The sequence below is a fragment of the Evansella vedderi genome (assembly GCF_030813435.1).
In the GTDB taxonomy this organism is placed as follows: domain Bacteria; phylum Bacillota; class Bacilli; order Bacillales; family Salisediminibacteriaceae; genus Evansella; species Evansella vedderi.
Genome location: NZ_JAUSUG010000046.1, coordinates 1 through 8,145, shown reverse-complemented (window position 1 = coordinate 8,145; position 8,145 = coordinate 1). Strand labels below are relative to the sequence as shown.

Annotated in this window: 8 protein-coding genes; 4 read left to right on the top strand and 4 right to left on the bottom strand. The window is 34.3% G+C overall.

Annotation, left to right across the window (positions count from 1 at the left end; translation table 11 throughout):
• The first annotated feature begins 142 nt into the window (after positions 1-142).
• Positions 143-418: a hypothetical protein gene (locus tag J2S74_RS27020; RefSeq protein WP_307332792.1), complete on the top strand. Its 276-nt coding sequence runs from the start codon at positions 143-145 to the stop codon at positions 416-418.
• A gap of 94 nt (positions 419-512) precedes the next feature.
• Here the strand turns inward: J2S74_RS27020 and J2S74_RS27015 are convergent, their stop codons facing one another.
• Complete coding sequence (locus tag J2S74_RS27015; RefSeq protein WP_307332789.1) at positions 513-695, bottom strand: helix-turn-helix domain-containing protein; 183 nt, start codon at positions 693-695, stop codon at positions 513-515.
• Between the two features lie 482 nt (positions 696-1,177).
• Between J2S74_RS27015 and J2S74_RS27010 the strand changes: the two genes are divergently transcribed.
• Both J2S74_RS27010 and J2S74_RS27485 read left to right on the top strand, forming a co-directional pair.
• Positions 1,178-2,650 carry a SulP family inorganic anion transporter gene (locus J2S74_RS27010; protein ID WP_307332786.1) on the top strand — a complete coding sequence of 491 codons (1,473 nt, stop codon included), beginning with the start codon at positions 1,178-1,180 and terminating at the stop codon, positions 2,648-2,650.
• A 321-nt stretch (positions 2,651-2,971) separates the two neighbouring features.
• Complete coding sequence (locus J2S74_RS27485) at positions 2,972-3,100, top strand: universal stress protein (RefSeq protein WP_370876089.1); 129 nt, start codon at positions 2,972-2,974, stop codon at positions 3,098-3,100.
• A gap of 79 nt (positions 3,101-3,179) precedes the next feature.
• Here the strand turns inward: J2S74_RS27485 and J2S74_RS27000 are convergent, their stop codons facing one another.
• Both J2S74_RS27000 and J2S74_RS26995 read right to left on the bottom strand, forming a co-directional pair.
• Entirely contained in the window at positions 3,180-3,668 is a 489-nt protein-coding gene (locus J2S74_RS27000; protein WP_307332784.1) for a universal stress protein, read from the bottom strand.
• A gap of 303 nt (positions 3,669-3,971) precedes the next feature.
• Entirely contained in the window at positions 3,972-4,796 is an 825-nt protein-coding gene (locus J2S74_RS26995; protein ID WP_307332781.1) for a MerR family transcriptional regulator, read from the bottom strand.
• Positions 4,797-5,123: 327 nt separating this feature from the next.
• Between J2S74_RS26995 and J2S74_RS26990 the strand changes: the two genes are divergently transcribed.
• Positions 5,124-6,485 carry an MATE family efflux transporter gene (locus tag J2S74_RS26990; RefSeq protein ID WP_307332778.1) on the top strand — a complete coding sequence of 454 codons (1,362 nt, stop codon included), beginning with the start codon at positions 5,124-5,126 and terminating at the stop codon, positions 6,483-6,485.
• A 552-nt stretch (positions 6,486-7,037) separates the two neighbouring features.
• Here J2S74_RS26990 and J2S74_RS26985 read toward each other — a convergent pair.
• On the bottom strand, positions 7,038-7,994 hold the full coding sequence (locus J2S74_RS26985) for a DUF3231 family protein (protein ID WP_307332776.1): 957 nt from the start codon (positions 7,992-7,994) through the stop codon (positions 7,038-7,040).
• Between the last annotated feature and the right edge of the window lie 151 nt (positions 7,995-8,145).

Genomic DNA, 8,145 nt, shown 5'->3' with positions numbered 1-8,145 from the left:
CATCAAAGTTAATAAATCAAATTTTTTAACGGTATAACTATTATTCTGAGAGTGTTTGCTTTTTTAAAAAGTGAATTGTGAAATTCATTCACATAGATATATTTTAATAGTTTTTTAAAGTCTAAGTATATCGAATCCTTTTATGGCGATTTTATTTAGAATAACTTGGGGAATTATTAATGGGATTGAACGAATTGTATTAAGTATTATTTGGCCTAACTACTTTGGAAGAAAACATTTAGGAAGCATTAAAGGTGCTGTGATGACGGCAACGGTTGTAGGTTCGGCATTTGGACCTCTGCCTTTTGGTGTTGCCTATGATTTATTCGGAGGATATGGTCAAATTATTTTATTGACGATAATTATTTATTCGACTATTAGCTCTTATTACCTCACTTCTCCCTACACCACCAATTAAAGTGGAAGAGTGAAGCTAGGAGCAGAATAAGAGTGAGTGAAATGCCTTATGACAGAACATAAGGCATTTTCTAATTTTAGGGAATTATATAGGGTTAAATTCTTTCTCCCTTTTTTAGACGCTCAATAAACTCATTTAAATCATCTTTTTTGACTCGCCAATGGCGACCGATTTTAAATGCAGGAATTTTCCCTTCTTGAACCAATTTATATGTGGTCATTTCACTAAGTTGTAGATATTCAGCCACTTGGGAAACGGTCATTATTTCTTTTTCCATTGGTATCCCTCCAAACCAACCAGTTTCGCACTTTTACCAAACAATATCACATAACCATTATCATACTATATCTAGGTTTGAAATACCTCAAAAACGCAAAAATAACATAATTACTTATAATTAATTATAAGTAATTATGTTAGATTATATAAAAATGGTAGTTAAGCGGTCTATTATGAATTATTTTAATTCATATTAAACAAATGTAACTCATTAGGAAAAAATATGTCTAAATTGTGAAAAACACAATAAAACTATGAAAAAAGTAGAAAAATAAAGGAAAAGTATAATGATGTACGCTTACATAGAGATTTCTCTATACTAATATCTGTGTTACAATTCACTTTGTTATTAACGGACAGACTTTCATGAGAGTTGAAAGTCACAAGCGATCATGATCGCTGCACTCAATCCTTGGGTGGAAAGGTGCTTAAGTAATCCCTATATCAAAAAATCTAATAGAAAGTGCAGAGGGTGTAAAATTGAATTTAGAAAAAATTAAACAGGAATGGTTTGGAAATGTGAAGGGGGACGTATTGGCTGGGATTGTTGTCGCTCTAGCATTAATCCCAGAAGCGATTGCCTTTTCAATTATTGCAGGTGTAGATCCGATGGTCGGGTTATATGCGTCATTTTGTATTGCCGTTGTTATTGCGTTTGTTGGTGGTCGTCCAGGGATGATTTCTGCTGCGACAGGTGCAATGGCGTTACTCATGATTACATTAGTTGCTGAGCATGGTTTGCAGTATTTATTAGCAGCGACTATTTTAACGGGAATTATACAAATTTTATTTGGTGTATTTAAGGTTGCAAAGTATATGAAGTTTATTCCTCGGTCAGTTATGGTTGGTTTCGTAAATGCCTTGGCTATTTTAATTTTTATGGCTCAATTACAGCATTTTGTTGGTGAGTCATGGATTATGTATGCAATGGTAGCTGGAACACTTGCAATTATTTATATTTTACCGAGATTTACAAAGGTTGTACCATCACCACTTGTTGCGATTGTTTTTATGACAGTGATTGCGATTACGTTTGGATTAGGTGTAGGAACAGTTGGTGATATGGGTACATTAACACAAGCATTACCGATGTTTTTAATCCCATCGATTCCATTAACACTTGAAACATTAATGATTATTTTTCCTTATGCGCTAGCGTTAGCAATAGTTGGTTTGCTTGAATCATTATTAACAGCTTCCATCGTTGATGATATGACAGATACAGATAGTGATAAAAATAAAGAAGCACGAGGACAGGGAATTGCTAATATTGTAACTGGATTTTTTGGCGGTATGGCTGGTTGTGCGATGATTGGTCAGTCGGTTATTAATGTTAAATCTGGTGGACGGGGAAGATTATCAGCATTAGTAGCTGGGGTATTCCTCATGTTCTTAATCATTGTGTTAGGTGGATTAGTTGTCCAAATCCCAATGGCTGCTCTTGTCGGTGTTATGATTATGGTTTCAATTGGAACGTTTGATTGGAATTCATTAAAGCAATTAAGAGTGACACCAAGAACTGACGTTGTTGTTATGTTAGCTACAGTGGCTGTTACTGTTGTTACGCATGACCTTTCCAAAGGTGTATTTACGGGAATCATTTTAAGCGCGATTTTCTTTGCGGCTAAGATTTCTAAAGTCTATGTAACTTCAATCATGGTTAATGAAGGTAAAAAGAAAGTTTACCGTGTAAGAGGTCAGCTATTCTTTGCATCAGTTACAGAATTTGTTGCCGCGTTTAACTTCAAAGATGAAGTAGAAAAAGTCGAAATTGACCTTTCTGAGACTCACCTGTGGGATGATTCAGCAGTAGGAGCGATTGATAAAGTTGTCTTAAAGTATAAACAAAACAATATTTATGTTACTTTAACTGGTTTAAACGAATCGAGTTCTATGTTACTGAAAAATCTAGCTGTTCACGATAAGCCGGATGCGAAAGTTTCTGGGCATTAATAAAAGTAATAATCAAAAAATCCCTTTGTTAACTTGGCAAAGGGATTTCTATTTACATATTACATAGGGGATAGCGAAAATGTTTTAAACTATTTTACTTGCTGCTGATGGCTCCGAGTACTCGTTAAGATGCATTGCTCACCGTTGTTTATGTTGTCGATGGATTAACGCCTAAGGCAGATGTGTTGATACATTCGGATGCATTAGATATTGAAAGAAATTGAAAAAATAAACTTATAGCAGAAAGTGCAAAAGTGCCAATGTTCAATATGAAATAAAAGTTGTTCACGGTGAACCAGGTTCCGAAATTGTAAAAGTGCCATTGAAAATGAGTTCGATTTAGTTGTTATAGGGAGTCGTTGGTTAAATAAGCTTCGAGAGATGGTATTAGGTCGAGTAAGTCATAAAGTGGCAAAGCGAGTGGCTTGTCCAGTGATGATCGTGAAATAGAGCAGGCTTATATATGAACATAAAACATCCCCTTCGATAAAGAGTGAAAGGGATGTTTTTGTGTTTAGAAAGCCATGTATTAAATGTTTTGATTTTGTTTTAAATGCTCTTTGAGAGTGCTTACATTTTTTGGGTGTTTTAATTCTTTTGTTTTTACAATCATAACAGGGCAATTTGCCCCCTTAGCAACTTTGTGACTAACACTGCCAAGTAAAAGCTCTTGGAATCTGTTTTTTCCGCGACTACCAACAACAACAAGATCAAAGCTCTCTTCGTTTGCGTATTTTACGAGCATTGGTCCTGGCTCACCACGAAGGAAATGTATACTATAGTTGATTCTGGCGGCTATTATTAAGTCAACAATTGGTTTTATTTTTTCCATTCTTTGTTCATCTGCTCCATTTGAATTCCAATACTGTAACATATCACTCTTTGCATTTGAGATGTCAATAACATAAACGATATGAATATGTGCCTTTGGATTTAATTTTGCAATCTCTAATGCTGTGGTTGCCGCGTGAAATGCATATTCTGAACCATCAGTTGCTAAAAGAATTTTTCTAAACAAACGGCACCTCCTAATGTAACATAGATATTGAAACTCTCTATATGTCTTTTATTATATTTCAATATTCACCCCTAAAGACCTTTGTAGTTTTATAATATTCTGACAATGTTCTTGCATAGGAACTTTAATTGAACATAAGCTGTCATTTATTAAATGATCTTTTGTTACGCAGTACAAATATACTAGTAATAGAAACATCTAAGAGACGATTATGTTAAAAGTGATCGTCTTTTCGTATTATACTAAATACTGTGCAACAAACAGAAAGAAGGCGCCGAAAAGGACTAAGGTTTTTCGGCACATTTAGTCTGAGATTCTAACACTTATTTTTATTGTATAATCCTCATAGCTATATACAGATAACTCATCTAAAATAATATCTTCGTAGAAGTAACTGTCTAGAATTAACTTATTTGTTTGAGCATACTCAAGTATTTTTTTATATGCATCGCTAGTGGAGAAAAGTCCATTATTATGAAGTATATTTATATACTCACCTGCTTTTTTATGATGAGTATTCTGACATTCCATACTGTTTATTTTTGTAAAGAAAAAGGAGTATTTAAGATAATTCTTAGCTTTAACATCGTCTATGTGAATGATTTGCCCTATTGAACTTGGTGTCAATAATCCTTGATTTTTACAATTAGCTATATGTTTACTAATAATAATACCCAAATCCCTATAATCTTCTGCCTCGAGGGCATTCGTTACTAACATGCATGCTTCTTCTTCTCTTGTTAAAAAAATATGATCCCCTTTAATGGTCAAAGACTCCCTCGTTTGACTAGCCTTATTGGAGATAAGTTTCTTCATCTGCGTTAGTTTAGCAATTTTCTCGTCCATTTCCTTTTCTTTTTCTTCTAGGAGCAAGATAAAATCATTGGGATTTCTCTTGTCTAAGTAACTTTTAATTTCTTTAAGACTCATCCCCAATTCTTTTAATGTAGATAATACTAAAAAAGTATCAAATTGAGTGAACGAATAGAGTCTATAATTATTTTTAAGCTTAATTTTCGGAGAGAAAACTCCCATTTTATCATAATGAAATAATGTATGCTTTGTTACGCCAATTAGTTTTGCGAACTCAGCTGTTGAAAAATACCCTTCTTTAGTTGAAAAATTCATGGGGCACCTCCTTGACTATAGGGTAACACTATACATTAGTATATACAAAGTTAGGTTTGAAAGTTGTAAAAACACTAATTAAATACAATTTCAGGAGGTCTATTAATGAATAAAATTTTTTGTGAGTTCGCTCCTTTCAGAAGAGTTGTAATGGCTCAAATCTGAAGTTGGGTTTCCACCAAACATAGATTCTGAAAAATGACGTTTCTTCACAGAGGAGAAACCGTCCTTTAAATAGCGGTGAAGACTTTCAAGGAGATCTGGTAGGGGATTTAAGATGTCATGGCATTACTTAAAATTAGATAGAAAATATTGAGGAGAGCAAAAATGTATCATGCAGAAACTTGGAACAAAAAAGTCAATTTATTTCTTTCTATCTTATGGCCCATTATGGTGACACAAGTTAGTATGTTTGCAATGAACTTAGTTGATACGATAATGTCAGGACGTGTAGGTACAGAAGATTTAGCTGGTGTTGCTATCGGATCGAATATATGGTTGCCGATCTTTACGGGAATAAACGGAATATTATTAGCAGTAACGCCGATTATTGCACACTTTATTGGGAGTGGACAAAAGGATAAAATTGCCTACACTGTCACACAAGCTATCTACTTGTCCGTTGTAATAGCAATTCTTGTCTTAGTAACAGGTAGTGTAGCACTTGACCCAGTGCTGCAGTTAATGAACCTTGACCCCAATGTTCATCATATTGCTTTTCATTACCTAATTGGGTTATCTATTGGGATCATTCCTTTATTCTTGAACAATGTCCTTCGCAACTTTTTTGACGGCCAAGGATATACGAGAATTACAATGATTATTACCATATTAGCTGTTCCGTTTAATGTAGTATTAAACTATGGGTTTATTTTTGGGAATTTCGGTTTGCCAAACCTAGGTGGGATTGGTGCTGGTTATGCCACAGCAATCACGTATTGGATTATCTTGTTTTTAAGCATTTGGATGACCTTTCGTATAGACACAATAAAACATTACAAGATTCTTGTAAAATGGGTCGTACCTTCTTGGAAAGCTTGGAAAGAACAACTGTCTATTGGAATCCCGATTGGCTTGTCCATCTTCTTTGAATCTAGTATATTTTCCGCTGTAACCTTAATTATTGGGACAATGTTCTCCACTGTAGCTATCGCAGCAAATCAAGTTGCACTAAGTTTTACTACGCTAATATTTATGATTCCGTTAAGTATTTCAATGGCATTAACAATTGTCGTAGGTTATTCTGTTGGTGCGGGAAAAATAGAGGCAGCAAAGCAGTATGGACGCTTGGGAGTTTGGGGTGGAATTGGTTTCCTTGGTTTAGGGGCTATCTTTATGTACTTTTTCCGTGAATCCATCGCCGCTTTTTATACAGCAGACACCGAGGTAATTACGATGGCTGGACAATTTATAATTATTGCGATAGTGTATCAGCTTTTCGATGCTGCACAATCTGGATTACAAGGAGTCCTAAGAGGATATAAGGATGTAAAAGCACCGTTTATTATTGCGCTCATTTCTTATTGGATTATTGGTATCCCAACAGGCTATTCATTGTCTGCGTTTACTACATTAGGTCCATTTGGTTTGTGGATTGGAATTTCACTCGGACTTGCATGTGCAGCAATCGGATTTTTTATGAGATTAAGAATTGTTCAACAACGCTTTGCCTTACAACACGGGAGTTAAAACCAATCAAATAGCATAAGTTTTAGGGAAAGGATAAAGTCATGTGTTTTTTATCCTATTTTTACGGGAAGGAATGATTGGAAGTTTAAGGCTCCAGTAGTTTATAATAAATGGATGACAAGAAGCGAAACATAAAATTATTTTTCTTTTATGAAGGTGCCAAAGTTCGTTCGCTTTGGGGAGTCTTTCGTTCGAGACCTGCACAGACGATTACATTCAAAGTGATCGTCTTTTTTTCGTAGTAGACTCTTACTGCGTAATAAATGTCTTCAATTTTGGGTGACTTTGTGAAATTCAAACTATCTTATTAAATTACAACCTGTTTAGTTAAATAAAACACTGTCTATAAAGACAGTTTTTTAAAAATGTTTAGAATTTAATGAAGTCTTATTACCTGAATTATCGTCAACTATATCGTTAACATTTTCTTAGCTTGCTCTTTCTACCATTTCATCAGCAAACATTACAACATCTGTATCATATTTTGTTTCATTTGATACATCAATTTGAGATAAACAATCGTTCCATTAAGTTTGTCTCCTTACATTTGATTTATGATTTATAAAATTCGTTTCGGTCAATGGGTTGTGGAGGTTGCTCCATCCAACCTCTTTCAATCAAAAGCTTAAGCCCTTCGTCACCGTACTTCATTACCTCTGCTACAATAAGGGAATAATGGGCTGCTAAATCTTTTCTCATTGATATAGACAGTGCATCCCCAAGAGCAGCAATAGCTACTTGGTTTGCATTAACTATAGTAAACAGAATTAATCTTTCAGAAAATGGGGAAATTGTTGAATTTGTCACCTCCATAGGCACTGGGGATCCAATAAAATGATCATTTTCTTTCAATAGTTTATCAAATGTATCTATTTGCTTTTCAGCAAGTTTTTTTCCTTTTAAGAAATAGTCCTTAATTTCCTTATCTTTTGTTACCTGAATTAATCCCATCAAAAGGATAATACCAATTGCATTTCTTTCGATTTCGATAAAAAGTTCAGTTATTTCTAAAGTATTTAGAGGTCTTTTCTCGCCTAACCAAGTGTTAACTAATGATGATTGATGTTGAATAAACTCAACATCTTTTGGATACTCCATATTTGGAGGTCGATCCATTAATCCTTTTGAAAGCATAAGGGTTAATGCTTTCTTATGTAATTCCGTCTCACTGTATTGACACTCTGAAAAAAACTCATAAATATCGATACGAGTCACTCTTTGTAAGACATTTGCATAGTGAGGTATAATTACCTGCCCCCCACGATAAACAAAACTTAATGCAAATGAGTCTGTGTAAAGAGCAGGAGCTGATAAATCAACATCTTTATCCGAAAATCCCTTTGGTATTGGAAAGTTTTCTTTTTCGAAAATTGTTTCGATTTTCCCAATAATTGTTTCTACAATAACCACAACTTCTTCAATGATTGATTTTATTTCTTCATCCTGAAGATATTGAAGAAAATGCTTGTAAAAACACCTTACGCTGTGTTTTGAATATATGTTTTCCAAAGAGTTGCGATTTCAGCAGTGGTTAGTTTGATATTACTTTTCTCCATACATTAACAACCTCCCTCTATAAAGTTAAAATATCTCCTGAATACTCACGTATTCTCAAAATTTCATAAACACCTATATAGTAGACGCACCTCTGATAATGGAT

Excerpts from the sequence above, each read along its gene's own strand:
- J2S74_RS26990 (WP_307332778.1), top strand. The coding sequence starts at position 5,124 with ATGTATCATGCAGAAACTTGGAACAAAAAAGTCAATTTATTTCTTTCT.
- J2S74_RS26995 (WP_307332781.1), bottom strand. The coding sequence starts at position 4,796 with ATGAATTTTTCAACTAAAGAAGGGTATTTTTCAACAGCTGAGTTCGCA.
- J2S74_RS27020 (WP_307332792.1), top strand. The coding sequence starts at position 143 with ATGGCGATTTTATTTAGAATAACTTGGGGAATTATTAATGGGATTGAA.
- J2S74_RS27015 (WP_307332789.1), bottom strand. The coding sequence starts at position 695 with ATGGAAAAAGAAATAATGACCGTTTCCCAAGTGGCTGAATATCTACAA.